Annotated in this window: 29 protein-coding genes; 21 read left to right on the top strand and 8 right to left on the bottom strand. The window is 43.8% G+C overall.

The window, feature by feature from the left end; genetic code table 11:
- Positions 1–129: 129 nt before the first annotated feature.
- Complete coding sequence (locus VXQ92_RS13180; RefSeq protein WP_416682053.1) at positions 130–1,251, bottom strand: CaiB/BaiF CoA transferase family protein; 1,122 nt, start codon at positions 1,249–1,251, stop codon at positions 130–132.
- A gap of 213 nt (positions 1,252–1,464) precedes the next feature.
- On the opposite strand from VXQ92_RS13180, the gene VXQ92_RS13175 reads away from it, so the two are divergent.
- The 4 genes from VXQ92_RS13175 to VXQ92_RS13160 all read left to right on the top strand — a co-directional run bounded on the left by VXQ92_RS13175 (position 1,465) and on the right by VXQ92_RS13160 (position 6,533).
- Positions 1,465–2,475 carry an AraC family transcriptional regulator gene (locus VXQ92_RS13175; RefSeq protein WP_064097078.1) on the top strand — a complete coding sequence of 337 codons (1,011 nt, stop codon included), beginning with the start codon at positions 1,465–1,467 and terminating at the stop codon, positions 2,473–2,475.
- A gap of 195 nt (positions 2,476–2,670) precedes the next feature.
- Positions 2,671–3,876 (top strand): acetyl-CoA C-acetyltransferase, encoded by a 1,206-nt coding sequence (locus VXQ92_RS13170; protein WP_064097077.1) that lies wholly within the window; start codon positions 2,671–2,673, stop codon positions 3,874–3,876.
- A gap of 11 nt (positions 3,877–3,887) precedes the next feature.
- Positions 3,888–6,023, top strand: a complete 2,136-nt coding sequence (locus VXQ92_RS13165) for a 3-hydroxyacyl-CoA dehydrogenase NAD-binding domain-containing protein (protein WP_416682052.1) — start codon at positions 3,888–3,890, stop codon at positions 6,021–6,023.
- A 162-nt stretch (positions 6,024–6,185) separates the two neighbouring features.
- On the top strand, positions 6,186–6,533 hold the full coding sequence (locus VXQ92_RS13160; RefSeq protein WP_064097075.1) for a hypothetical protein: 348 nt from the start codon (positions 6,186–6,188) through the stop codon (positions 6,531–6,533).
- Positions 6,534–6,602: 69 nt separating this feature from the next.
- Here VXQ92_RS13160 and VXQ92_RS13155 read toward each other — a convergent pair whose 3' ends face one another.
- Both VXQ92_RS13155 and VXQ92_RS13150 read right to left on the bottom strand, forming a co-directional pair.
- On the bottom strand, positions 6,603–7,034 hold the full coding sequence (locus tag VXQ92_RS13155) for a GNAT family N-acetyltransferase (RefSeq protein WP_064097074.1): 432 nt from the start codon (positions 7,032–7,034) through the stop codon (positions 6,603–6,605).
- The gene (locus VXQ92_RS13150; RefSeq protein ID WP_064097073.1) at positions 7,028–8,251 is read right to left on the bottom strand and encodes a class I SAM-dependent methyltransferase; all 1,224 of its coding nucleotides are present in this window, start codon (positions 8,249–8,251) and stop codon (positions 7,028–7,030) included. Before VXQ92_RS13150 ends, VXQ92_RS13155 begins: the two co-directional genes overlap by 7 nt.
- A 103-nt stretch (positions 8,252–8,354) precedes the next feature.
- Between VXQ92_RS13150 and trhA the strand changes: the two genes are divergently transcribed.
- From trhA to VXQ92_RS13135, 3 genes are all read left to right on the top strand, one after another.
- Positions 8,355–8,999 (top strand): PAQR family membrane homeostasis protein TrhA, encoded by a 645-nt coding sequence (gene trhA, locus VXQ92_RS13145; RefSeq protein WP_081406389.1) that lies wholly within the window; start codon positions 8,355–8,357, stop codon positions 8,997–8,999.
- A 142-nt stretch (positions 9,000–9,141) separates the two neighbouring features.
- Entirely contained in the window at positions 9,142–10,449 is a 1,308-nt protein-coding gene (locus VXQ92_RS13140) for an MFS transporter (protein WP_064097071.1), read from the top strand.
- A 130-nt stretch (positions 10,450–10,579) separates the two neighbouring features.
- On the top strand, positions 10,580–10,981 hold the full coding sequence (locus VXQ92_RS13135) for a hypothetical protein (RefSeq protein ID WP_064097070.1): 402 nt from the start codon (positions 10,580–10,582) through the stop codon (positions 10,979–10,981).
- A 24-nt stretch (positions 10,982–11,005) separates the two neighbouring features.
- Here VXQ92_RS13135 and VXQ92_RS13130 read toward each other — a convergent pair whose 3' ends face one another.
- On the bottom strand, positions 11,006–12,016 hold the full coding sequence (locus tag VXQ92_RS13130; protein WP_064097069.1) for a metallophosphoesterase: 1,011 nt from the start codon (positions 12,014–12,016) through the stop codon (positions 11,006–11,008).
- Positions 12,017–12,118: 102 nt separating this feature from the next.
- Between VXQ92_RS13130 and VXQ92_RS13125 the strand changes: the two genes are divergently transcribed.
- The gene (locus VXQ92_RS13125) at positions 12,119–13,753 is read left to right on the top strand and encodes a phospholipase D family protein (RefSeq protein ID WP_416682049.1); all 1,635 of its coding nucleotides are present in this window, start codon (positions 12,119–12,121) and stop codon (positions 13,751–13,753) included.
- A gap of 36 nt (positions 13,754–13,789) precedes the next feature.
- Here the strand turns inward: VXQ92_RS13125 and VXQ92_RS13120 are convergent, their stop codons facing one another.
- Positions 13,790–14,599 carry a lysophospholipid acyltransferase family protein gene (locus tag VXQ92_RS13120; RefSeq protein ID WP_416682047.1) on the bottom strand — a complete coding sequence of 270 codons (810 nt, stop codon included), beginning with the start codon at positions 14,597–14,599 and terminating at the stop codon, positions 13,790–13,792.
- 190 nt (positions 14,600–14,789) lie between these two features.
- Here VXQ92_RS13120 and VXQ92_RS13115 point away from each other — a divergent pair, with 190 nt between their 5' ends.
- The 8 genes from VXQ92_RS13115 to VXQ92_RS13080 all read left to right on the top strand — a co-directional run bounded on the left by VXQ92_RS13115 (position 14,790) and on the right by VXQ92_RS13080 (position 19,708).
- Positions 14,790–14,921 carry a hypothetical protein gene (locus VXQ92_RS13115; RefSeq protein ID WP_263600648.1) on the top strand — a complete coding sequence of 44 codons (132 nt, stop codon included), beginning with the start codon at positions 14,790–14,792 and terminating at the stop codon, positions 14,919–14,921.
- A gap of 77 nt (positions 14,922–14,998) precedes the next feature.
- Positions 14,999–16,339: a ribosome rescue GTPase HflX gene (gene hflX, locus VXQ92_RS13110; protein WP_144725323.1), complete on the top strand. Its 1,341-nt coding sequence runs from the start codon at positions 14,999–15,001 to the stop codon at positions 16,337–16,339.
- 34 nt (positions 16,340–16,373) lie between these two features.
- Positions 16,374–16,745: a hypothetical protein gene (locus VXQ92_RS13105; RefSeq protein ID WP_064097123.1), complete on the top strand. Its 372-nt coding sequence runs from the start codon at positions 16,374–16,376 to the stop codon at positions 16,743–16,745.
- Positions 16,746–16,754: 9 nt separating this feature from the next.
- Positions 16,755–17,429, top strand: coding sequence for an LrgB family protein (locus VXQ92_RS13100; protein ID WP_064097066.1), 675 nt, complete (start codon positions 16,755–16,757; stop codon positions 17,427–17,429).
- 86 nt (positions 17,430–17,515) lie between these two features.
- Positions 17,516–17,962, top strand: coding sequence for a DUF2147 domain-containing protein (locus VXQ92_RS13095; protein ID WP_064097065.1), 447 nt, complete (start codon positions 17,516–17,518; stop codon positions 17,960–17,962).
- Between the two features lie 198 nt (positions 17,963–18,160).
- Positions 18,161–18,610, top strand: a complete 450-nt coding sequence (locus VXQ92_RS13090) for a DUF2147 domain-containing protein (RefSeq protein ID WP_416682045.1) — start codon at positions 18,161–18,163, stop codon at positions 18,608–18,610.
- Positions 18,611–18,671: 61 nt separating this feature from the next.
- Positions 18,672–19,121, top strand: a complete 450-nt coding sequence (locus VXQ92_RS13085; protein WP_064102537.1) for a DUF2147 domain-containing protein — start codon at positions 18,672–18,674, stop codon at positions 19,119–19,121.
- Between the two features lie 140 nt (positions 19,122–19,261).
- Positions 19,262–19,708 carry a DUF2147 domain-containing protein gene (locus VXQ92_RS13080; protein ID WP_064102538.1) on the top strand — a complete coding sequence of 149 codons (447 nt, stop codon included), beginning with the start codon at positions 19,262–19,264 and terminating at the stop codon, positions 19,706–19,708.
- Between the two features lie 53 nt (positions 19,709–19,761).
- Here the strand turns inward: VXQ92_RS13080 and VXQ92_RS13075 are convergent, their stop codons facing one another.
- Genes VXQ92_RS13075 through pdxA form a run of 3 tightly spaced genes read right to left on the bottom strand, consistent with a single transcriptional unit; the run spans position 19,762 to position 22,431 of the window.
- A complete protein-coding gene (locus VXQ92_RS13075) occupies positions 19,762–20,607 on the bottom strand; it encodes a symmetrical bis(5'-nucleosyl)-tetraphosphatase (protein ID WP_416682044.1) in 846 nt (281 codons plus the stop codon).
- A 6-nt stretch (positions 20,608–20,613) separates the two neighbouring features.
- Positions 20,614–21,426 carry a 16S rRNA (adenine(1518)-N(6)/adenine(1519)-N(6))-dimethyltransferase RsmA gene (rsmA, locus tag VXQ92_RS13070; RefSeq protein WP_064097060.1) on the bottom strand — a complete coding sequence of 271 codons (813 nt, stop codon included), beginning with the start codon at positions 21,424–21,426 and terminating at the stop codon, positions 20,614–20,616.
- 33 nt (positions 21,427–21,459) lie between these two features.
- Positions 21,460–22,431 carry a 4-hydroxythreonine-4-phosphate dehydrogenase PdxA gene (gene pdxA, locus VXQ92_RS13065; protein ID WP_416682043.1) on the bottom strand — a complete coding sequence of 324 codons (972 nt, stop codon included), beginning with the start codon at positions 22,429–22,431 and terminating at the stop codon, positions 21,460–21,462.
- Between the two features lie 302 nt (positions 22,432–22,733).
- Here pdxA and rplM point away from each other — a divergent pair, with 302 nt between their 5' ends.
- The 5 genes from rplM (at position 22,734) to VXQ92_RS13040 (ending at position 25,652) form a co-directional block, all read left to right on the top strand.
- Positions 22,734–23,162 carry a 50S ribosomal protein L13 gene (gene rplM / locus VXQ92_RS13060; protein WP_004281682.1) on the top strand — a complete coding sequence of 143 codons (429 nt, stop codon included), beginning with the start codon at positions 22,734–22,736 and terminating at the stop codon, positions 23,160–23,162.
- 13 nt (positions 23,163–23,175) lie between these two features.
- On the top strand, positions 23,176–23,562 hold the full coding sequence (gene rpsI / locus VXQ92_RS13055) for a 30S ribosomal protein S9 (protein ID WP_064097058.1): 387 nt from the start codon (positions 23,176–23,178) through the stop codon (positions 23,560–23,562).
- A 332-nt stretch (positions 23,563–23,894) separates the two neighbouring features.
- Positions 23,895–24,548, top strand: a complete 654-nt coding sequence (locus tag VXQ92_RS13050; RefSeq protein WP_416682041.1) for a glutathione S-transferase N-terminal domain-containing protein — start codon at positions 23,895–23,897, stop codon at positions 24,546–24,548.
- 9 nt (positions 24,549–24,557) lie between these two features.
- Positions 24,558–24,986 carry a ClpXP protease specificity-enhancing factor gene (locus VXQ92_RS13045; protein WP_416682039.1) on the top strand — a complete coding sequence of 143 codons (429 nt, stop codon included), beginning with the start codon at positions 24,558–24,560 and terminating at the stop codon, positions 24,984–24,986.
- Positions 24,987–25,004: 18 nt separating this feature from the next.
- Positions 25,005–25,652 (top strand): hypothetical protein, encoded by a 648-nt coding sequence (locus tag VXQ92_RS13040; RefSeq protein ID WP_064102544.1) that lies wholly within the window; start codon positions 25,005–25,007, stop codon positions 25,650–25,652.
- Positions 25,653–25,995 lie beyond the last annotated feature (343 nt).

Below are 25,995 nucleotides of genomic sequence, written 5' to 3'. Positions count from 1 at the left end.
CTCTGTATTTACAGCATTGGATTAAATTTAAAGTAATAATGATGAAAATCTTCAATCATTATTACTTATTTTCATATAGAAAGATTTATCTCTACTTTCGTTATCTAATCTATTAACACTTGAAAAATGCTACCAATTTTGGCTCTCTCCCAATTGCTGCCCTACAAATTCATAACGTATCGTGGAACGTGAAAATTTAATCGGACAAGCCAGTTGTGCTTCAGTTTGCTGACTGCGGGCTTTAAGTGGCACCTGTACCATCCAGCCTCGCTGCTGGGCCAGATCAGAATGCAAGGCTTCTTCAAGTTTGAGTACCGGTTCGACGCAGACATCCAGCGCGGCAAACTGTGTTTGCCATTCAGATAAAGGCTTGGTCTTGATTTTATTTTGAATCGCCTGCTTCACCTCAGCACGATCTTCTTCAGCAAAAGAATTGCCCTTTTCCAGAATAATTGGCAGCTCTAAGGCCTGTGCCAGCCCCTGCATAAATTGTGGTTCCAGACTGCCAATCGACAAATAACGTCCATCCTGAGTTTCATAATAGTCGTAAAAAGTCCCGCCATTCAGATAGCCCGATTCCGGTCGTTGATGCTGATTGCCAGCCAGACTGGCAGATGCGGCCAGATTATTCATCGTCACCACGCAATCGGTCATGGATATATCAATATATTGCCCTTTGCCACTTTGCTGACGTTCAATTACGGCAGCCAAAATTGCAATTACGGCATGCATGGAACCACCTGCAACATCGGCAACCTGAATTCCCAAAGCTGGTGGACCATTTTCAATCCGGCCACTGTGTCCGGCAATTCCGGACAAAGCCAGATAGTTAATGTCGTGGCCTGCCTTATCTTTATATGTGCCAGTTTGACCATAACCGGTAATGGAACAGTAAATCAGTTTAGGATTAATTTCGCTTAAGGTTTGATAGTCTAGCCCTAGACGTTGCATCACACCGGGACGAAATTGCTCAATCACAATGTCATAATCTGCAATCCTGGCTTTGATCAGTTCGATATTTGCAGAATCTTTCAGATCCAGAGCAACCGATTGCTTGTTACGGTTCAGATAACTCTGTGAGGTGGCCTGCCCATTGGCAAAAGGTGGCATTAACCGTAGCAGGTCCGGTCGGGTTGGTGATTCAATATGCACAACTTCTGCACCTAAATCAGCAAGATACAAGGTGGCAAACGGGCCGGGTAAAAGTGTAGAAAAGTCTAGGATTTTCAATCCTTTTAATGCATATGACATTGGAGTATTTGCTCTACTTCTATTGCTTTTTTTAGCATCATAAGAATATAAATGCACAAAAACAATGTCATGTTCAGCCATTTACCTTGATAGTTTCGGCAATCTAATATGTAAGAAAATGGCAAAGGTATTCTTGTAAATTGCCATTGCTTTATTATTTTTCGTCATTTAGGTCAATTATTAGTGAACATTAAAGAGACTGAAGGATTAAACATGAGTCGTGATACGATCAGTATCCATTTCGTCAACGCAGCTCTATCTGGCGTTAAACGTCTGGGCATGGATGTCGATACTTTATTGTCTCACGTCGGGATTGAAGCAGAACTGCTGCATCAACCCAAAGCGCGTATTTCACCTGAACAATATACCCGCTTTATAAAAATGTTGTGGATGGTGACTCAGGACGAGCATGTCGGTTTTGACAAACAGCAACGCCGTCTGGGTACGTTTGCGATCATGTGCCAGCTGATTATTCATGCCAAAACCCTCGGTGATGCACTGGAACTTTCTTCCCAGTTCTACAAACTCTTCGGTGATGACTGGTCGGTGACCCTAGAACGTGACAAGCATGAAGCACGTCTGGTGCCATTGATTCCAAATGCAATGGATCCGGATCATTTTATTACCGAAAGTATGCTAATGATCTGGCACGGTCTGGCTTCCTGGCTTATTGAGCGTCGTGTACCGCTGGAACGCGTACACTTTAGCTATCCGCGTCCAGCCCATGCCGATGAATATGATGCTTTATTCTTTGCACCAGTGATGCAGTTTGACATGCCACGCACTGAAATTACCTTTGCTGCAGACTATCTGGACCTGCCCGTTCGCCAGAATGAAGAAACTCTGGAAGAGTTTTTGAAAGCAGCGCCGGCCCAACTGCTGGTGAAATTCAAAAATACCAATTCACTGACCTCCAGAATCCGTGATGTGCTGAAGAGCCAGATTGGTGAAGAAATGCCAACCTTGAATGATGTGGCATCGATGTTATATCTATCACCGCAAACCTTGCGTCGCCGTCTGGCAGCCGAAGGCAAAAGCTATCAAGGTGTGAAAGATGCCTTGCGCCGTGATGCCGCAATTCACCTGTTACTTAACCCTGATCTTACCCTTGAAGATGTCGCGCAACAGGTCGGTTTCAGTGAAACCAGTACCTTCCACCGTGCTTTCAAAAAATGGACAGGTGTGACTCCGGGTCTGTATCGTCAATTACACGGTTATCATTAAGCTGATACTCCCGAACCGATAAAAATTAAAATCGTTTCTCTCCGCCTAAGCTCCCTAGCTTAGGCTTTTTTTATAGTTAAAATTGGCTAAATCGCTCAAATGATCTGGCCCGTTCTCGTCATTGCACTTCAAAAATTAAGTATTACACTCGAGTCATTAGAATAAATTTCATCAAATCAATAAAAGGGACAAGCTATGAGCGAGGCATATATTATTGACGCCATTCGTACCCCACGCGGAAAAGGCAAAAAAGATGGATCTTTATATCAGGTAAAACCCATTTCCTTACTGACTGGCTTACTCAACGAACTTCAGGCGCGTCATCAGTTTGATACCGCAAAAGTGGATGATATCGTGCTCGGCTGTGTCACCCCGATTGGTGATCAGGGTGCCGATATTGCCAAAACGGCTGCCATCGCTGCCGGCTGGGACAATGATGTAGCGGGTGTGCAAATTAACCGTTTTTGTGCTTCCGGTCTGGAAGCTGTCAATCTGGCCGCACAAAAAGTCCGTTCAGGCTGGGAAGATCTGGTTGTTGCAGGTGGAGTCGAATCCATGTCCCGCGTGCCGATGGGTTCAGACGGCGGTCCTTGGGCACTGGACCCTGAAACCAATATGGCCTGTGACTTTATTCCACAAGGTATTGGTGCAGATTTGATTGCTACCATTGACGGTTATAGCCGTGCAGATGTAGATCAGTTTGCCGAACAATCACAAAAGAAAGCAGCTGCCGCTCAAGCCAATGGTTATTTCAACGCCTCTGTTATCCCGGTAAAAGACAAAGCTGGTGTAGTAATTCTGGACAAAGACGAATTTATCAAACCGACAACGACTGCAGAAGGCTTGGGCAAACTCAATCCAAGTTTCGCCACTATGGGGCAAATGGGCTTTGATGCGATTGCCCTGCAAAAATATCCTGAAGTGGGTGCTGTCCATCATGTGCATCATGCCGGGAATTCTTCAGGCATTGTCGATGGCGCGGCTGTGGTTTTGATCGCATCGGAACAAGCAGTAAAAGAACAAGGTCTCAAGCCACGTGCCAAAGTACTGGCGACGGCACTGGTCGGTGCAGATCCGACCATTATGCTGACCGGCCCTGCCCCGGCTGCTCGTAAGGCCTTGGCGAAAGCCGGTTTAACAATTGATGATATTGACCTGTTTGAAGTTAATGAAGCCTTTGCTGCCGTGGTGATGCGCTTTATTAATGAGATGAAGGTTGATCCTGCCAAGGTGAATGTTAACGGGGGCGCAATTGCCATGGGACATCCACTCGGTGCGACTGGTGCGATGATTTTAGGGACATTACTGGACGAGCTAGAACGCCAGGGCAAAAAGCGGGGTCTGGCTACACTTTGTGTGGGTGGCGGTATGGGCATCGCAACCATTATTGAACTGGTATAAGGAGAAAAATAATGAGCGCAATTCAATATCAAAAAAATGAAGATAATATTGTTATTTTAACGTTTGATTCTCCAAACCAGTCTGCCAATACCATGAATGCCGACTTTCGCACGGCACTGGATGAAGTCGTTGCCCAGTTACAAGCAGATGAAGATATTGCCGGGATTATTTTCCGTTCAGCGAAAAAAACTTTCTTTGCTGGTGGTGATCTGGACGAACTGATTCAAGCCACTCCGGAACATGCAACTGAATTCTTCAATATGATTGAAGAGATGAAAGTCAAACTACGCTATATCGAAACTCGCGGTATTCCTGTGGTTGCTGCTCTGAATGGTACGGCGCTTGGCGGTGGCTGGGAAATTGCCCTGTGTGCCCATCATCGTATTGCCCTGAATGACCCTAAAAGCAAATTTGGCCTGCCTGAAGTCACACTGGGTTTATTACCAGGTGGCGGTGGTATCGTCCGCAGCGTCCGCCTGCTCGGTCTGCAAAATTCCCTTCCTTTATTGATGGAAGGCAAACAGTTTGGTGTGGATAAAGCCAGATCTTTAGGCTTGATTCATGAGGTCGCAGACAGTACCGATGAATTGCTGGAAAAGGCCATTGCCTGGATCAAAGCCAATCCAAAATCTCAGCAGCCATTCGATGTAAAAGGCTATAAAATTCCAGGTGGTAGCCCTTCGACACCAGCAGTTGCCCAGATGCTGGCTATTGCTCCGGCGATGCTGCGCGATAAAACCAAAGGCTGCTACCCTGCACCTGAAGCGATCATGTCGGCTGCGGTAGAAGGTGCACAGGTCGATGTCGATACAGCCCTGACCATTGAATCACGTTACTTTACTTATCTTGCCATCGGTCAAATTTCTAAAAATATGATTAGCACCTTCTGGCATGGCCTGAATACGATCAAGTCCGGTGCCAGTCGCCCTCAAGGTATTGAAAGATGGAAAGCCACGAAAGTCGGTATTCTAGGTGCGGGCATGATGGGGGCTGGGATCGCCTACGCGACTGCCAGCACAGGCATTCCTGTGGTATTAAAAGATATTTCAATCGAAGCGGCTGAAAAAGGCAAAGCCTATAGCCAGAAACTGCTGGATAAAAAAGTCGCTCAAGGGCGTTTATCAGCCGAGAAACGAGATCAGGTTTTAAGCCTGATTCAAACAACTGCATCTAATGCAGATCTAGCCGGTTGCGACCTGATCATTGAAGCAGTTTTTGAAAATCCCGCGCTCAAGGCTCAAGTCACGCAAGAGGCAGAGCAATATCTTGCCAGCAACGGCGTAATGGCTTCGAATACCTCGACCCTGCCGATCACAGAATTAGCCCAGGCTTCAAAAAATGATCAGAACTTTATCGGCCTGCATTTCTTCAGTCCGGTCGATAAAATGCAGCTGGTGGAAATTATCAAAGGTAAAAATACCTCGGCAGAAACGCTGGCCAAAGCTTTCGATTTCGTGCAGCAAATTGGCAAATTACCGGTTGTGGTAAATGACAGCCGTGGCTTCTTTACCAGCCGCGTGTTTGGTACCTTTGTACAGGAAGGTTTATGCCTGCTGGCAGAAGGTGTACACCCGGCGCGAATTGAAATGGCTGCACTCAAAGCCGGTATGCCGGTGGGTCCGTTGGCGATTCAGGATGAAGTGTCCTTGACCCTGTCTGAACATGTGGCCAATGAAAGATATAAAGCCTTGCAGGCACAGGGACAGTCAATTTCTCGTTCACCTGCGGATGACGTGATTCACAGCATGATTCACGAATTTAACCGTAAAGGTAAGGCTGCAGGCGCAGGTTTTTATGATTATCCGGCTGATGCCAAAAAGCAGCTCTGGTCTGGTCTCAGCCACTGGAAAAAAGACAACGATATTTCTGAACAGGAAATGATTGACCGCTTCCTGTTTGTACAGGCACTGGATACCGTACGCTGTCTGGAAGAAGGTGTCCTTGAATCTGTAGTCGATGCCAATGTGGGTTCTATTTTTGGTATTGGCTTTGCTGCCTGGACGGGCGGTGCTGTACAATTCTTGAATCAGTATGGACTGGCCAAAGCTGTGACCCGTGCCAAAGTACTTGAAAATAAGTATGGCGAACGCTTCAAAGCTCCGCAACTCCTCAAAGATCGCGCAGCACATGCCCAGCCGATTCAATAGTGTGGCCACTTAAATAAAAAAGAGGAACGTGTTTCCTCTTTTTTATCTTTCAGATTTGCTTCAAGCACGGAACAGAGTTATGTGATGACAGATTTCGATCTGCTTTTTGATTAATTTATGTTATAAAGTTACATAAGTTTGGTATCCACGTGGGTAAGACCTATGACTGATCACAGTTCACCTGAAAAATCTCCTTGGGGTTGGAAAGCACTTATTATCTTCTGTATTTTAGGTGGATTATTCATGCTTATTTTTTGGCTTGCAGTAAGTAATGAACCGGATTATATGCCAAGCCAGCAAAATAAACAGAACACCCAGCAACACGCTTTTAAAAATGCACCAACGATGTCTCCAGAAGCGCTTGCCAAAGCTCAGGCAGATCGTGAAGCACGTGAAGCTGCCAATGTGGCTCCTACAGATACGACAGCCACTGAGCATCATATGTCAGCTGAAGAACATGCCAACATGGATAATGCCGAGCACAGCTCAAATCCAGCACATGGCCACTGATCCAGATTCAGTCTATGCATAAAAAAGCGAGGTCAATGCCTCGCTTTTTTATATTTGAATGGCTGAAAATTAAAGCTTTAAATACATATCAATATGGGGAATGCTACAATCCAGATATTCCTCGCCCTGAGCTTCGAACCCGAGCGCTTGATAGAAGCCAATGGCATGCACTTGCGAAGACAGCTTGACCAACTCGCGCTGCTCGGCACGCGCATAGTCAATCACGGCCTGCATCAGGCGCTGCCCGATCTTCAAACCACGATGTGACTTTAAAACTGCAATGCGACCTACACTGTTATTTGTCAGCAATCTTGCAGTGGCTATCGCCTGATCCTGCTGAAAAACAATGAAATGTACAGCAACCGCATCTTCAGCATCCCATTCATCTTCAGCTGCAATATACTGTTCTTGAATAAATACGGCTTCACGAATCACTTTGGCATACACTCCCAAATCTTTCCAGCTGCCGGACACTATTTTCAATTCTGGATTATTTAGCATTTAGAACCAATTCCCTGCTGATCCCATTGATCATTGAGCAACAATTCCAGTGAATGTTTCTGGATTCCATACATCTCTTTTAAGGCCTGAATTTCTGCCAGAACCGCCTGATCAGGTTGTTGATAGTCTTTGCGTTTTGTTGCCAGAATCATTTTATTTTTACTGGTATGTTCTAGCGCCACAAATTCAAAAACTTTGGTTTCATAACCATAAGCTTTGAGCAATAAAGCACGAATGGTATCAGTCAGCATTTCGGCCTGCTGTCCCGCATGAATACCGAATTGCAACATCGGACTCAGAACTTTCGGTGCTTGTAACTGTGGACGTAACTCCTTATGACAACATGGCGCACACATGATTATCTGTGCATTCAGGCGAATGCCACTATGAATCGCAAAATCTGTTGCTACATCACAGGCATGCAAGGCAATCATTACATCCAGTCTTTCTGGCGCATAAGTACGCACATCCCCCTGGAAAAAGTCCAGTTGATCAAAACCAGATTGCTGCGCGACATTCTGGCAGAACTCGACCATTTTTGGATTAAGCTCTACCCCCGTGACATACGGCGTTTGACCATGTTTTTGCATATAGTCATATAAAGCACAGGTCAGATAGCCTTTGCCCGAACCAAAATCTACCACGCGCAGGCCTTCAGCCTGTGGCTTGATCTGCGTCAGCGCGCCTGAGAAAATTTCCACAAACTTGTTAATCTGTTTCCATTTGCGCGCCATGCTCGGAATGATTTGCCCTTTTTGATCGGTAATGCCAAGATGCTGGAGAAAAATACTGTCCTGATCCACAAACCGCTGTTTCATCCGGTCATGACTTTGTTCAGCGGGCTTTGCCTGAGTAGCAGATCCTGTATGTTTGTTGCGTGTCAACATGGCTTTTTTCTTGTTTTTTTTCAGCTGTAATTCTTCATCTACTGTCATCAGATTGGCCTGCTTGCAACATGCTAGCAATGTAGTCACCTGCGATAACGCTTCTTCCAAAGGATAGTTTTTAGTGACATCCTGCGTCTTGTAGCGATACAGGCAGCTCAATACCCGTTGTTCATTTAATGTAATGACTCGCCAGGTCATTTTCTCTAAATCCTGCAGCTCACCCTTATACTGGCTTAAGATCAGACGATCAAACTGATTCCTTTCAACAGTTTGCTGAAATGTATCCAGGAATTGCTGTTCCTGGTCCGAGAGAGTTGCCAATGTTGACATAGATAAAACCTGAAATGAATTGCATATTAAGTTTAAATCTTCTTAACCTAAAAGCAAAATTGAATTACTATACAAGTGTATATTTGAAGAAAGAATGACAATGATGCAGAATGCTCCACTGGTTCCAGATTATGATCAGAATGAGGAACGGATTAACTATGTCAGTCATGGTATAGGTGCCGGACTCTCCGTTGTTGCCGGTATTCTTTTAATTATTAAAGGTTCTTATCTAAGTACCGGACAATGGATTGGGCTTTGGGTCTATGCGCTCAGCATGATTTTGCTGTTTTCTGCTTCCATGCTTTACCATATGGCCACCACAGCAGACCGTCGTTATTTTTACAAAAAAGTCGATCATACCGCGATTTATTATTTGATTGCCGGAACCTATACCCCGTTTCTGTCAATCGCCATTCCCACCCCTAAAGCCCATTATTTATTGATTGCGCTGTGGGTGATTGCCATCCTTGGTACACTTTTCAAGTTCGTTTTCATTCATCGTTTCCAGAAACTTTCTTTGGCTGCTTATCTGGCCATGGGCTGGCTGGCACTGCTGGTCATGGATGATATGCAGCAATATCTAAGTGCTCAATCTTTAACCTTTCTCATCATTGGCGGATTGGCTTATACCGTGGGTGCATTGTTTTACGCTTTAAAAAGAGTAAGATATACCCACGCTATCTGGCACATATTTGTATTGATAGGCGCAGGATCACATTTTCTGGCTATCTATCTTTACGTGATTTAATCATCTCCTTTTTCATTTCAGTGACCCTGAGCGAGTTTAAGCGAGAAGATTGCAGTTGTTTTTTTAAAAAATTACGCCTTTTTTAAAAAGATTACGCTTTTAAAACTAAGTTTTTTTATTTTTAGTAAGTGTAAGGTTTTCCATGGCGTCGTCTAATTCTGCTGCTCAGCCAGCACAAAATTCAAAATTTCGCGTTTTAACAGCGAGCTTGGTAGGTACCACAATCGAGTTCTTCGATTTTTATATTTATGCCACCGCTGCTGTTATTATTTTCCCGTATCTGTTCTTCCCTGCAAGTACAGATCCGATGACCGCAACCATTCAGTCTCTTGCGACTTTTGCCATTGCCTTTATTGCCCGCCCGATTGGTGCTGCATTATTTGGTCATTTAGGTGACCGGATCGGACGAAAAGCGACATTGGTCGCGGCTTTGCTGACCATGGGAATTTCAACCGTTGCGATTGGCTTGCTGCCAACTTATGCACAAATCGGGATTGCTGCGCCACTCCTGCTTGCACTGTGCCGTTTAGGTCAGGGCTTGGGTCTGGGTGGTGAATGGTCAGGTGCGGTACTGCTTGCGACCGAAAATGCGCCTGAAGGTAAACGTGCCTGGTATGGCATGTTCCCGCAACTGGGTGCCCCAATCGGCTTTATTCTGGCGACAGGTTCCTTCCTGACGCTTGGCGCTTTCATGTCTGAAGCTGACTTTATGGCGTGGGGCTGGCGTATTCCGTTTATCTCAAGTGCCTTGTTGGTAATTATGGGTTTATGGATCCGTTTAAAATTGCATGAGACCCCTGCTTTCCAGAAAGTACTGGATAAACAAAAAGAAGTGAATGTTCCTTTTGTTCAGGTATTCAAAAAGCATTCCCGCATGCTGGTTCTGGGTACGATTGCTGCAATCTGCACCTTTGTCGTGTTCTACCTGACTACGGTATTTGCGCTGCAATGGGGAACCAAACAACTTGGTTATTCTCGTGAAGAATTCCTGCAATTGCAGTTAGTTGCAACCCTGTGTTTTGCTGCATTCATCCCGCTTTCAGCAGTTTTGGCAGAGAAATTTGGCCGTAAGACTACTTCGATTGCGGTATGTGTCGTTTCTGCGATCTTCGGTATTTTCTTTGCAGATATGCTTGAATCTGGCAGTACCCTGGTGGTGTTCCTGTTTTTGTGTATTGGTCTGTCAATCATGGGCTTAACCTATGGGCCTATCGGTACCGTATTATCTGAAATCTTCCCGACTTCAGTCCGCTATACCGGTTCTGCATTGACTTTTAACCTGGCAGGTATCTTCGGTGCATCATTTGCTCCGTTAATCGCCACCAAACTGGCGACTACTTATGGTTTGTCTGCAGTCGGTTACTACCTGACCGCAGCATCGATCCTGTCCCTAGTCGCGTTTCTGATGATTCGTGAAACCAAGAATGATGATGTAAATAACCAGATCTAAGATTTTAGATGGATGAAAAGCCAGCATTCGATGCTGGCTTTTTTATGATTTCACAACAAAACTCTGCTACTTATCTCGTTAAATTTGCTCAACAATCAAATGGACTCAATTCAAAAAATGAGGCACGGGTATGCAAGATTTCATCGAATCCTTATCACAGGAACAGCTGGTCAATATCATTATTTTACTGGAAGATGATAAGAAAAAAGAAGCTGTTGGCTATATCACCGGGAATACCCCTTTAGATGAAGTTCAGGCGCTGCAAGTAATTGAAGAGATTGTGCGTGAACACGACATCGTCATGAAACATGAAAGTACCGGCCCACGTTTTAGTGATGATGCTGATGATATTGACCTGGTCACGCCTCCCTTGGAAATTCCCAATCATCCTAGTTTGAGTGCACCTACAGAAGCTGAAATCACTGCACAACAATTACGTGAAAATGTACCGCCCCGAAAAATCGAAAAGAAAATCTGGATAATAGCAACAGTCGCTGTCATCTTGCTGATTCTGATCTGGCTGATCAGTTAATCCTGCACAGAAGGCGAACTGACTTTAAATCAGTTCGATAATATCAATGGTAGGTGGTACCCGGAAGCGAAAAGGTACACCAACCAGCCCCGTTCCAACTGTCACGAACACATCTGCATGTTCATGACGGTACATGCCTTTCTTATGTCCCAAAATGGACACTCTTTTCATCACATAATCGGTCAGCCAAGGCAGCTCCACCTGCCCGCCATGGGTATGCCCGGACAGCATCAAAGGACGCGTTGGCAGTTTTGGAACCATATCGACCGTATCCGGGTTATGCGAAAGAATGATCCAGGGCTTGTCCTGAGGGAGATCAGGCAAACTGCGCATATCAGCTTTTCCAGCCCAGAGGTCGCCTACGCCCAAGAGACGGAACTCATCAAATTCGACAATTTGACCTTCAATATCCATGACCTGATTGACTTGCAGTGCATAATGCAACAATTCCTGAATCGGGGGGCCAGGATATTGCTCGTCATGGTTACCATTGACTGAATAGACCGGAGCGTGAATCTCTTTTAGAACTGCCAGCTCTTGAGCCAGTTTATTTTCCGGTTCGTAGGTCCAGTCGCCGGCGACCACCACCAAATCAGGCTGAATATGATTTAATTTATGTACAATTTGTCGTAACTGCCGCTCATGTCCTGAAAACAGACCGATATGCAAGTCTGCAATCAGGGCGATTTTGACCGGTTTCTGTAAACGTTTATCCGCATTGATCTGATACTGTGTCGTTTTCACTTGAATTAGATGCGGCTCAATAAAGCGTGCATAACTTAAAACCGCACTGAGTAGAAATACAAAAACAGCTTCATGTAGCGAATAATGACCCGTCCATCCAGCAAAAATACTGAAGAACACCAATGGGATTAATAAATAGGAAAGATAAAAAGCCAGTAAATGACAGAATGCTTTAAATGGGTGAATGGTCTCGGTGCGGGTTTGACTCGACCAGGCCTGATACACAGCCCAGATAGCGAGAATGGCCATGCCGAGATAACAATAAAAAAGTACGGAATTTGAATCCCACATATATTCGCCTTGTTTCAGTCAAGCAGTATATCACTGGCTTTATATTTATCTTTTCATAGCTGGCAATTATACTCAATTCTAATTTTTCATTCTGCGACTTATATGGCCAATGCTTCCAGCGATCAAATCTATCTTCAATCCTCAGGTTTTATCCGCACCCATCGTTATAAAGCCGGCATTTTACTAAGCTGTAGTCTGGTACTGGGACTTCCTGCATGTAGCACCTTACCCAAGCAAACTGAACAGCCAAGCCAGATGGCATTTGAAACTGATACCTCGCAAACCAGTCTGGCTCAAATTATTGAACCTTTACGTGAACAGAATATCGGTCTGACCGGTTATCGCGTGCTTTATGATCCACTGGAAGCACTGGCTGCACGTATGCAGCTGATCCATAAAGCAGAACGCAGTCTGGATCTGCAATATTACATCTGGGATAACGACCGCATTGGCGCCCTCGCCCTGCATGCCATTATTCAGGCAGCGGACCGTGGTGTAAAAGTACGCCTGTTGATGGATGATAACAATGCCAAGAAAATGGAAGGGATTTATCTGGCCTTGAACCAGCATCAGAATATCGATGTGAAACTGTACAACCCTTATCGCTTTCGTAAATATCGCGCCATGGACATGGTGCTGGATTTAAAGCGAATCAATCGCCGCATGCACAATAAAAGCTTTATTGCTGACAACCAGATTGCACTGATTGGCGGGCGTAATATGAGCAACCAGTATTATAATGTCAGTGAAAACTATCAGTTCTCGGATGTCGATGTCATGCTGGTCGGTGCGGCTTCGGATGAAATCATCCATTCCTTCGATGAGTACTGGAATGATGATTATGCTTATCCGGTACAAAAAATTGTCAATCCGCACCATCACGGGTTACGTTTCCCGAGCCTGAGGCAACAGCTTGAAGCCCATAGTCAGGATCCAGCCACAAAGAATTATCTGGATCTGGCGAATCGTTCTCTGGCCTTTGATCAATGGTTAGAACAGAAGATTCAGCTAGACTGGGTTGAAGCAGAAGTCGTCAAAGATCCACCCAGTAAAATCAAGGCCAAAGCCAAAACTGAAGAACATCTCAATTTCCAGTTATTACAGCATCTGGAAAAGCCTGAACAGAGTGTAGACATTGTCTCTGCCTATTTCGTGCCGGAAAAAACCGGTGCAGACCGTCTGAAAAAACTGGTGAATGAGAATATCAAGGTTCGGGTATTAACCAACTCATTTAAAGCCAATGACGTTTCTGTAGTACATGCCTTTTATGCCAAATATCGAAAGGACTTGCTGGAAAATGATGTACAGCTATATGAATTTCTGGCTGCCCCGGATTCACACAACTTAAACGTCAATACAGAAGAGATTGCCAAAAAAGCGAAAGTTAGCCTGAAAGGCCTGAGTCGCTCCAGTCTGCATGCCAAACTGATGGCACTGGACCAGAAACAGGTTTTCATCGGTTCATTTAACTTTGATCCGCGTTCAGCTTATCTGAATACTGAAATTGGTGTGTTGCTAAACAGCCCTGCTCTGGCAAAAGCCGTACACGAAACCATGGATCAGAATTTGAGTAAATATGCCTATAAACTGGTCTTGGATGCGAACCAGAACATTAACTGGAAAATCAGGAAAGCCAATGGCGAAATAAAAACCTTTAGCAAAGAGCCAGGAATAAAATGGTATCAGAAAACCGGATTAAAACTGTTGTCGTGGTTGCCAATTGAAGGCTTTATGTAAGGCCGACGCATAAATTTTATTTCTAAAAAACTACGTTTACCGAGGCTTTTTTAATACTCGGGATTGCAACTCATGTAAGCCTTCCTGCATTTTTTCCTGTACCTCACGAGTCAGACTGTCTACCGTATGCCCCTCGGAAGAAATTGCAGGCAAAGCCATTAAATGTGCAGTAACTTGTGGCATTTCCAGTACTTTTTTGACATGGGCAGCAAAACTGAGATCATTGACATACGGCGCGACCAGATCCAGCTCACCCTGCTGATTCACATAACAGATCAAACAGATTTGCACTGGACGGTTAGCTTCAATCGCAGCCCCTAGAATCCGGCCATGAACCTTTTTAATAAAACGGCCATCTGAAGTCGTGGCTTCAGGAAAAAACAGCACCGGAATATCCTGCTTGAGAAAATCAGTAATTTGTTCACGAATTCTGACAGAATCTCCAGAACCACGTTTAATAAACAAGGTACCGCCGCCTTTGGCCAATTTTCCAAAAACAGGCCAGTTTTCAATCTCGGCCTTGGCCAAGAAAAATACGCGTGCTCCTGATCCCAGCACTGCAATGTCTAGCCAAGAGATATGATTGCTTACCCATAAGGCGGGTTCCCGTGGAATCTCCCCATGCACCTGCACTTTAATATTAAAAACCTGACACAATTGGCGGCAAAAATATTGTACATAACGGGTATTGGAGGGATTATTCGGATTTTTATATAAGCCATGACGAAAAACCAGATAAAATCCGTTACTAATGGCTGCCAGCAAGGCACCAATTTTTCTTGTATAGAGGAAGAATTTTGACAAGCCATGTATGTCGGATGTTTGATCTTGTACAGTCGGGTTCATAAAAACGTCACTAAAATCCTAAGCTAGATACAGGGAATATCCACGAATTAAACTCATTCTATACTGTTCATTCGCAACTTGCATTGATAATAAAAATCGGCCAATAACATCTATATCTACAATTTTAATTGGATTAAAAAATCATTCAAAATAAAACTATCGAAATATTAGATTGAGAAGGATCGCAGCCATGCCAGATCAAATACAGCCCGCGAAAGAAACACTTCAGCCTCTACAAGTGCTCAAATATATTTTGGGTGGTACCCTTATCTATGCCGTAGTACTGGTAACACTTGCACAACTATTTATTAGCGCACTTTAAACCTAAGCCGCACTAATTCAGTATCTGTATAGTCCGTTTTCTACTACACTTAAGTTTTTAAGTGGAGATCGGCCTGAGTGGAGTATTTACAACAACATCGAGGGAAAGAGCGCGTCATTCTGGTGAGTGTCAGCGTACAAATGCTGGATGACCTTGATGCTGAAGAGTTTCGTTTGCTGGCACAGTCTGCAGATGCCGAAATTCTGGAACATATTCATGCTCAGCGGGTTAAACCTGATGCCAAATTTTTTATCGGCTCCGGCAAGGCAGAAGAAATTGCCGAACGTGTAAAAGAACTAGATGCCAATCTGGTCATTTTTGATCATGCCTTAACCCCTGCTCAAGCCCGGAACCTGGAACAGGTAATCAAATGCCGCGTGGTAGATCGTACCGAACTGATTCTGGATATTTTTGCCCAGCGTGCACGTACCTACGAAGGCAAGCTGCAAGTTGAACTGGCACAATTACAGCATTTATCTTCGCGCTTGATTCGTAGTCGTGGCAATCTTGACAGCCAGAAAGGCGGGATCGGTTTGCGTGGTCCGGGTGAAACCCTGCTGGAAACAGATCGGCGCTTGCTACGTATCCGTATGGGGCAACTCAAGGCACGTATTGATAAAGTCCGCCAGACCCGGATGCAAGGTCGTGTAGCCCGTCAAAAAGCGGCTGTTCCAACAGTATCTTTAGTCGGTTATACCAATGCCGGCAAGTCGACCCTGTTTAACTTACTCGCCAACAGCGATGTTTATGCAGCCGATCAGCTGTTTGCCACTTTGGACCCTACCTTACGGCGTCTGGAATGGGATGGTATCGGCAATCTGGTATTGGCCGATACGGTCGGTTTTGTCCGTAATCTTTCCCATTCACTGGTGGAATCCTTTAAGGCAACGCTGGAAGAAACCGTTGAAGCCACACTGTTACTGCATGTGATTGATTCAAGTAGTCCAGAGATGCTGGAACAGATTGAAGCCGTTGAAAAAGTGCTGAAAGAAATTGGGGCCGATGTTCCCATCCTTCAGGTTTACAATAAAATTGACTGTAGCGGTGAAGAAGCCAAAATTATTTATCGACGCCCGGGTGAACCGGAACGGGTCTATGTCTCGGCACATACTGGCGAAGGTATCGACCTGCTGCGTAAAGCGGTACATGAATCCTTGATGGGGCAACTGCAGTCCTTCGATTTAATTCTTAAACCCGCCTATGGCAAGCTGCGCAACCAGCTGTACAGCTTGAATGTGATTCAGTCTGAACATTATGATGATGAAGGCCAACTGCATCTGCACATTCGAATTGCACCACAAAAACTGGAACAATTGATTAAACAGGCGCATTTACCTTTAGACGAAATTTTGGGAAAACAGGCGCAGCAGTTTCAACGTCCACTGGAAGCGTTTGAAATCCAGTCAAAGATCGAGTAAAACTTGATAAGTAAACTTATTAATGATCAGAGTAATGAACTGGATAAAACAAATTGACTGGCCAGCATGGATCGGCACCCTGTTACTTATTGTTATCTTTCGGGAAGCTTCGGTCTGGTTAATGACCCAGCTGAATCATCCTGAACTGGGTAATCTGGTCGGGTTATTAAGCCTATTAATTGCACTTTTTACTTGGCGCTATTTCGGCAAACTCCCCGCTCGCCTGGTGGATACCAATAACAAACTGATGAAGGAAAGTGCCTTTGCTTTCCTTCCTGTCAGTGCAGGTGCCCTAATGATGCTGGTACATATGGGCCAGAAAATTCCGGCTTTTCTGTTCATCATGTTTTTTAGCACCCTAATTCCTTTATGGGTGTATGCCAAAATGGCCAAGCGCTGGTTATAGGAGTTCCGCATGTTATCTATTTTGTATGGCTTCGCGGTCACACTCATCGCCTATCTGATTGCCAAACCCTGTAACCGGATCATTCCGCAAATTCCCGTCATCGTGTTTAGCATGTTTTTTGTGCTGGCACTTTTATTTGCACTCGGAATTCCCTATGAAAATTACATGGATGAAGTAAATCCACTTTTCAACCATTTACTCGGCTATGTGACAGTCGCATTGGCTATTCCTCTGGCTGCCATGCGCTATGATGATTTGCCGCTCAAAGCCATTATCGGCATTTTGGTCTTTGCCAGTATCAGTGCGGTTGCCTTACCGATGGGTCTGGCTTATCTGCTACATATGGCTTCTGCCGACATTTTGGCTTTTGCTACTCGTGCCGTCACTACGCCAATTGCAATTAATATTGCCACCCTGCTGGATGCACCTATCAGTATGGTTATTCTGATTGTGATTCTCTCTGGTGTGATTGGTGCGGCTTTTTCTCCGTTTATTCTGAGACATATTAATGATGAACGTGCATCCGGACTCGCCTTGGGACTGGCAGCACATGCCATCGGCACAGCACAGGCCTGGCAGCGTGGCAGTGTTGCGGGACGTTATGCTGCTTTTGGCATGGCGGTAAATGCAGTCTTTACTGCAATCTGGTTGCCAACTTTTATACTGTATCTGCAAAAAATGTGACTAGTGAATCAAATTAATTGTTTGTTTTATGTGGTAACCGTTCTTACTATAGAGTAAGAACACTAATCTCACCTAGGAACAGATATATGAAAAAGGTTCAATTTTTTTCAACTTTACTTTTAGCCTCTTTCAGCCATCTGGCTTTGGCCTCTGACCTTTCAGGGACATGGCGAAGCATTGATGACAAGACCGGCTCGTCTAAAGCATTCCTGGAGATTCGTGAGACATCAGAAGGCGTCTATACAGCTAAAATTACGAAAATCACTCCGCGCCCTGGTTATACAGCAAAAGAAACCTGTGTATCCTGTCCCGCTCCATATACCAATAAGCCAATTCTAGGACTGGATGTACTGACAGGCCTGAAATACACAGGCAATAACAGTTTCAGTCAGGGCAAACTTCTCGATCCATTATCAGGCAACATTTACAATACCAAAGCGAAATTGAGTGCCAATGGTAAACGTCTGACATTGCGTGGCTATGTAGGGGTTTCAGCACTGGGCCGTAGTCAGACCTGGATCAAATATGAATAAGTCAGGTTTAATCACATAAAATGTGATTAATTTATGCTTTAGTAGATAGAAGCTTGCATTTTTATACATTAAGTTGTATGAATATTAGACACATGCTTTTTCATGCAATAAAGATTATGAAAATGTATTAGGGTAATGTGCAGCAACGTTCACCACATGGAATTGGGTGAACGTTAATTAAAAAAATAAGGATATAACATGCATAAAATTGCAGCTTTAACTATTATTTCAGCTTCTTTATTTACTGGCTCTATGGCGTTTGCTCAGGAACTGTCTGGCCTATGGCAACAGATTGATGATAAAACTGGCTCACCTAAAGCATTGATTGAAATGAAAACTGAAGCAGATGGCTCCTATACAGGAACGATTACTAAAGTCACACCCCGCCAGGGTTATACACCACGGGAAAAATGCATCAAATGTCCGGCACCTTATACAGATAAACCGATTTTGGGTTTAGATGTCATTAAAGGATTGAAGCCCACCACCAGAAATAACTTTGCACATGGCCAGGTACTCGATCCACTCACCGGCAAAATTTATGATTTAAAGGGGCGGATTTCCGCCAATGGGAAACGACTGACCTTACGTGGATATATTGGGATATCTGCTATCGGGCGTACACAAACCTGGATCCGTCAGGATTAATAAAATAGCACTTCGGTGTTGGGGATCTTTTATTTCATCCATAAAAAAAGAGATAAATATAATGAAACAATTTAAATTAGTATTAATGTTCTTCGTGACAATGATGAGCGGGATGATTTATGCACAGGATTTAACTGGCACCTGGCAGCAAATTGATGACAAAACCGGCTCACCAAAAGCGATTATTGAAATTCGTCAAAATGACAATGGGACTTTTGCTGGAAAAATTGTCAAAGTGACTCCACGTCCAGGCTATACGCCTCAGAAAACCTGCAATAAATGTCCGGCCCCTTATACCAATCAACCTATTTTAGGCATGGACGTTTTGACTGGTTTAAAAAATGTGGAAGGCACCAATAACTACGAGAAAGGTAGAGTGATTGATCCACTATCAGGTAAAATTTATGATGCCAAGGTACGCTTGAGTGCGAATGGCAAACGTTTAACCTTGCGTGGTTATGTTGGGGTTTCCGCTTTAGGCCGTAGCCAGACCTGGATCCGTCAGGACTAATAAATTCTGAGTATACAAAAGCTGCCGAATTGGCAGCTTTTTAGTGCATTCATTCTAGATTTTTTCAAATAATTATTGACTATTTTAGTAAGATTTCTAACATGAGCGGCGCTGATAAAAATTCTGTGGAATAAGCCTCTATGTTTAGAAAAATATTGCTTGTCATACTGCTAGCAGCATGCATGACCAACCTTTGGGCAAAAGATATTACCGGGATCTGGCAACAGATTGATGATAAAAGTGGTGCAGCAAAAGCCATCATTGTCATTTTCAAAGAGGACAACAACACCTATTCAGGCAAAATTGTAAAGATCACTCCTCGCCCGGGTTATACGCCACGTGAAAAATGCAATAATTGCCCCGCGCCCTATACCAATCAGCCTATTCTGGGAATGACCATTATCAGGGGCCTAAAACATGTAGAAGGCACCAATAACTATGAAAAAGGTAAAGTTATTGATCCCTTGGTAGGTAAAATTTATGATGCAAAAATGCGTCTGAACAACACGGGGAAACGCTTAACTTTACGTGCCAGTATTGGTGTTTCTGTATTGGGCCGAAACCAGACCTGGATTCGGGCAGACTAAATTTAAAATTAAAAAAGCCACGTGTAATCACGTGGCTTTTTTAATAGCTTTACTTACATCACCGGATTGTTAACTGCAAACATCTGCTGGTCTTCCAGACGAAATGCCATCAGCTGATTGCCCCAAACACAGCCACCATCGACATTCTGAATCCTGTCTGAAATGGTTTTACCATTTAAAGCTGCCCAGTGACCAAACAGGATCTGATGACTTTTCGCAGCCTGGGACTCAAAATCAAACCAGGGTTTAAAGCCTTCCGGCATCGGATCATCCAGCCCATCTTTAAAACTGTATTCCAGACGTCCTTCTACATCGGTTAAACGCATTCGGGTGAGATAGTTTACGATACAGCGGATACGTTCTTGACCTTGCAGTTGATCTGACCAAAGTGCCGGCTCTTTCCCAAACATCTCTTTTAGAAAATTATCCAGCACATCAAAGTCATCATGAGCAATAATTGCTTCTACTTCCTGTGCCAGCTGTGCAGTTTTTTCTGCACTCCAGAGACTCGGAATCCCGGCATGGGTCAGAATAGTCTGCTCATTGGGAAATAAACAAAGTGGCTGTTTACGTAACCAGTCAATCAGTTCATCGCTGTCGATCGCATCAATGACATCCTGAACATTGTCTTTTGCTTTTACTGGCTTGATGCCGCGGGCATAGGCCAGCAACGTTAAATCATGATTTCCCAAGACAGTTGCAGCCGCACCCTGCTCAGCCAGTTTCTTGATAAACCGCAGTGCGCCAATTGAGTTTTCACCCCGTGCCACCAAATCTCCGGCAAACCAGATAAAATCCTGATCTGCATCAAACTTGATTTCTTTAAGTAAAGCTTTCAAAGCCTCAAAACAGCCTTGAACATCACCAATCACATAATTATATCGAGCAGTACGGTTCATCGTAATTTAAGCCACCATTTGATCTGAAAGTGCAACAAACTGTTCAAGGGTCAGGGTTTCTGGACGCGCCATCGGGTCAACACCCGCTTTTTCAAAACCATCTTCTACCAGCATACCCTTCAAGCTGTTACGCAAGGTTTTACGACGCTGGGTAAAGACATGAGATACCAGACGTGCCAGCGCTTTTTCATTCTTCGCCACAATCGGTTTAACTTTATAAGGCTCTAAACGGAATACCGCTGAAGTTACTTTTGGAGGCGGATTAAAAGAGCCTGGTGGTACTTCGAACAGGAAAGTCGGTTTACAGAAATATTGAATCATCACCGACAGACGGCCATATTCTTTGGTATTCGGTGATGCGGTAATGCGATCCACGACTTCTTTTTGCAGCATGAAATGCATGTCTTGCACTTTGTCACCAAATTCCAGGAGATGGAATAACAGTGGCGTTGAAATATTATAGGGCAAGTTACCAACGACACGTAATGGACGACCTTCCTGAAACAATTGAGAATAATCATATCTCAAGGCATCGGCTTCAATAATGGTTAAACGTTCGGGATGCGGTACACGGCCCGGCAGACCAGCAGCCAGATCACGATCCAGCTCAAGTACAGTTAAGGCATCACATTCACCAATTAAAGGTGAAGTCAAAGCGGCCAGACCCGGGCCAATTTCCAGAATGTTCTGACCTGGACGCGGATTGACTGAGCGTACAATTTTGGCAATGACACGCTGGTCATGTAAAAAGTTTTGACCAAATCTTTTTCGAGCCTGATGCCCTTCATCTTTTGGGTTTAAGGCATTAATTTGATACATAAAAACATTTCCAACGTGAGTGATGAACAATAATCAGTGGCGCGCCAGATCGAGGGCTAAATCGACAGCAACGTGCAGGCTGGAACTTTTCGCAAGTCCCGTTCCCGCAAGGGAGAGTGCTGTGCCATGATCAACAGAAGTTCGAATAAACGGTAAGCCCAGGGTAATATTAATGGCTTCACCAAAGCCCTGTGATTTTAACACAGGTAAACCCTGATCGTGATACATCGCCAGAACAGCATCAGCATCTTTTAGGTTTTCCGGGGTAAACAAAGTATCAGCAGGTAGGCTTAAACTCATGTTGATACCCTGCGCACGATAGCTTTCGAGTACCGGATTGATCACTTCAATTTCTTCCATCCCCAAGTAACCACCCTCACCCGCATGCGGATTTAAACCGCAAACCAGTATCTTCGGCTGTTCAATCTTGAATTTGGATTTCAGATCGTGAATCAGAATATCAATTACCTGATGCAAGCGTTCAGGGGTAATTGCATCTGCCACGGCACGTAAAGGAAGATGTGTGGTAGCCAAAGCCACACGTAAGGTTTTGGTGGCCAGCATCATGACCACACGTGGAACACCAGCAAATTCCTGGTAATACTCGGTATGGCCACTAAAAGAAATACCTGCTTCATTAATTACAGATTTTTGTACAGGCGCAGTCGCAACGCCGACACTTTTTCCTGACATGGCGTAGTCTGCGGATCGACGCAGTTGCTCCAGTACATAAGCAGCATTGTTCGGATTCAATTCACCCAATACCACCTCTTGCTGCAAAGGTACATGCTCTACAAAAAGCTCACCGATACCTGAAGATGCATCCTGCCCGTGATACGGAATCAGCTCAACCGGCAATTTAAGTGTCTGAGCACGTTGCTTGAGCATATCCATATCTGCTAATACCACAATTGGGCGCTCATCAACACGCTCTGCAAGACTCAGGCAAATATCAGGACCAATTCCGGCAGGTTCTCCACTGGTGACATATAAAGGAAGCATCATCTTCTCAATTTGGCAAAGCTGAGAAATATTATAACCCGATCACGACTACGCTGTAGTGATCATTGCAAAGAGTACTTATAAATCAATATTTTGATACGATTGAAACTGTGGTTACAAATATAGTTGCAGTTTTTGCAGCATATAAGGGCTTAGGTCTTTCTTTCACCAAGGAGATTAGATAAAATACAGCGCTTGAAATTTTAATTTTCATTTGTGATTCTTCACGTATTCGTTTAGAATCGCGTCTCCTTTAGTTTGGACAGATTCCATAGTCCAAACCAACTATAATAGGTAGTGGTTTAATGAAAACTCTCAGCGCTAAGCCAGCTGAAGTTCAACACGACTGGTACGTTGTTGATGCTTCTGGCAAAACTTTAGGTCGCCTTGCGACTGAAATCGCTCGTCGTTTACGCGGTAAGCATAAAACTTCTTATACTCCTCACGTTGACACTGGCGACTACATCGTAGTTATCAATGCTGAAGAAATCACTGTGACTGGTAAAAAGTCACAAGATAAGAAATACTATCGCCACACTGGTTTCCCTGGTGGTATCCGTGAGACTAACTTTGAAAAGTTAATCGCTCACAAACCAGAAGCAGTTCTAGAAAAAGCTGTTAAAGGTATGTTACCTAAAGGTCCTCTTGGTTATGCAATGATCAAGAAAATGAAAGTGTATGCAGGTACTGAGCATCCACACGCTGCTCAACAGCCACAAGTTTTGGACATCTAAGGGATAACAGCACATGGCTACTAATTATGGTACAGGTCGCCGTAAGACCGCAACTGCACGTGTTTTCCTATCAGCTGGTACTGGTAAACTCGTAATTAACAACCGCACTCTTGAACAGTATTTCGGTCGTGAAACTGCTCGTATGGTTGTTAACCAACCACTTGAGCTTCTTGAAGCGACTAACAAATATGACCTTTACATCACTGTTGCTGGTGGTGGTATCGGTGGTCAAGCAGGCGCTATCCGTCACGGTATTACTCGTGCACTGATCGCTTCTGACGAAACTTTAAAACCTGCTCTTCGTCAAGCTGGTTTCGTTACTCGTGATGCTCGTGAAGTTGAACGTAAGAAACTTGGTTTACGTAAAGCTCGTAAACGTCCTCAATTCTCTAAACGTTAATTCGTTTACCGAATCGGACAAAAAACCCTGGATTTTCCAGGGTTTTTTATGGGTATATTAGTCGAGTAGATGGAAAGATTTTCTCTTTATTGTTCATGCACATCTTTACCCCATACCCCTTCATGGCACCAGAATGACTTCATTAAATAATAATTTGCAATCCCAATACAGATAAACAGCAAAATGATAGGAAGCTTGATCAGCATTTTATTTTCCTCCAGTTGTTTTTCTTATAATCTACCCCGACTCAAAAGGAGTGACTTTTGATGATTAGTGCTTTTTGGGTTGAATTTTAGTATCCTAGTCTATTCATTAGAAGCTTATCAGGATTTATGTCAGTCGAAAGCGCGCCTCTTCAAGGAATTACTCTCTATAGTCATGCCGATGACTTTCGTTCCCATTGGATTCGCTACGTACTTGCCGAAAAACAGATTAAATATAACCTGATTTTGGTAGATACTGATGATGAGGATTTGGCCAGTCTCAATCCTTATAATCAATTGCCGATGCTGATTGAAAATGAGCTCAAATTATTCAATACGCCGATTATTTCTGAATATATAGATGATCGTTATCGCCAGAATAAACTCTATGCCGATGCTCCAATGCCACGTGCAGAACAACGCCAATATATCTGGCGCTTTGAAAATGACTGGTTGAAACTGGCTGATATCATGCTATGTCATCCTGATACCCTGGATAAGAAAGCCAAAGTTAAGGCACAGAAACAGCTACAGGACATTCTGATTTCACTTATACCCTTATTCCAGCATTTTCCCTATTTTATGTCCGAACAATTTAGTATCCTAGATTGCATGCTGGCACCAATTTTTATCCGTCTGAAACACATGGGTGTCGAATTACCACAGCAGCAATGCCGTCCATTTCACCTGTATTGCCAGCGAATATTCAGTCGTCCTGCTTTTGTAAAATCCATGACATTGCAGGAAAAGAACCGTTATTCAGCGCAACTCAAGCATCTGTAGAGAAACCTCATGTCCGAACAAGAATTCAACCTTAGCCCTACCCGTCCCTATATGGCACGTGCAATCTATGAGTGGGTTTGCGACAACAATATGACGCCTTATCTATTGGTGGATGCTACACGTCCAAATACAATGGTTCCGGAGCAGTTTGTTAAAGATGGACAAATTGTTCTGAATATCGTACCCCATGCCGTCTATGCGCTGCATATAAGCAATGATGCGATTAGCTTCTCGGCCCGATTTGGCGGTGTATCTCGGGATATCTATGTACCTATAGAAGCAGTACTGGGTATTTATGCACGTGAAAATGGACAAGGTTTATTCTTTGATCCAAGTGAATATGAGCATACACAAAATGATGAAGATGCTTTAAAATCAAGCACTGAAGAACCAGCTGAACCACCAAAGAAAAAAACAACTTTAAGACTATTAGATTAAAAATAATGGAGTAAGTGAATGGCTTTTGATTTAGTACAATATTTTGTTGAACAGATAGAAACTCAAAAGCCTGAGCTTCTAAAAGAGTATACAAAAGAAGAAAGGCGAAAATATATCTGCGAAATCAATGCTTTAACTTTAGGTAAACTTATTACTGAGTGGCGTCACAATCCGCAAAAAATTTATAATGAAATCAAGCATCCAGATGAATTATATATACTGGAAATTGCCCGCCACCTGACGACCCAAGTTGAAAACAAGTCAGCCTTGCCACGACCGCAACTTGAGCAGGTCACCTCAGAAATCTTTCATTTCCAGCTCAATGAGCTGAAACAGTTAAATGATACCGGCAATCATAATCTGAATAGTATTCAAGAACTTCTTAAAGGACAAATTGAACATTTATCCGGTCAAGCAGATGACTGGATTTGGACAACAAATAAGCTAATAGAACTAAAAGGCTCTAAACCAATTGTACAAGAAGAGCTATCATTGGAAGCATCAATGAAGGAGTTTAATCAAATGGTAAGCCAGAATCAGCAGCATCAAGATGTCGAAGATGTTATTCTTGTAGAAACCCCAACATGGGCAAAGATTGTTGAACCAATCGTAGCCATTGCAATTCTCTGGGTGTTGATTGCAGCCGTTATGCGTGTATTTGGCTAAAATAGCCAGCAGTAAAAAACCAGCGAATCGCTGGTTTTTTTATTTCCTGCATTTCAACAGCGGCATCTATACTTTGCAGGCTTGGTAGGCTCTTATAAGCCAAATCATTTCAACTTAGGACCAGCCCCGTAATCATGTGCCCAAAGCCATGTTATCGGGTTTTGAAACACGCTCTCTCCCTTAGATTATTCCTTTCAGGAAGCTCTAGCCGCTCCAGTACCTTTTATACATCTAAAAAGTGTCTAAGCTTTCGACTAAATTCCCCCCATAAAAAAACACCCCCGGCCTTTAGACCGGGGGTGTTTCGAATAATGAGCTGGCGATGACTTACTCTCACATGGGT

The organism is Acinetobacter sp. 228, assembly GCF_048147885.1.
Note: the sequence above shows the minus strand (reverse complement) of the source record. Positions and strands in the feature narration are given on the sequence as shown.